The organism is Achromobacter sp. GbtcB20 (assembly GCF_019091095.1).
In the GTDB taxonomy this organism is placed as follows: Bacteria; Pseudomonadota; Gammaproteobacteria; order Burkholderiales; family Burkholderiaceae_B; genus Achromobacter; species Achromobacter mucicolens.
The window spans coordinates 1-310 of record NZ_JAGXJZ010000412.1; the positions used below are offsets into that span (position 1 = coordinate 1).

The 310-nt window shown below is 61.0% G+C and carries 1 protein-coding gene; it reads left to right on the forward strand.

Annotation, left to right across the window (positions count from 1 at the left end; all coding sequences use genetic code 11):
- The coding region (locus KVT32_RS29555; RefSeq protein ID WP_254637081.1) for a type I restriction endonuclease at positions 1–310 on the forward strand (310 nt) is incomplete at both ends.

The following is a 310-nucleotide window of genomic DNA, read 5'->3' on the forward strand; positions in this document are numbered from 1 at the left end:
CGAGCGCAACCACTTCGCGCTGGCAGAGGAAGTGACGCGGCGAGGCGGGAGCACCCGTGGGCCGGACATTGTTCTGTACATCAATGGCCTGGCGGTCGGGGTGACCGAACTCAAGCGCAGTTCCGTGGATGTGGGTGACGGCATCCGCCAGTCGATCAGCAATCAGGAAGAAACCTTCAATAAGAGCTTCTTCAGCACCGTGCAGTTGCTGCTGGCGGGCAGCGATGCGCATGGTTTGCGTTACGGCACCACCGGAACACCGGAACAGGTTTTCGGGCAGTGGAAGGATGAACAGCCGCCAGCCATGGCA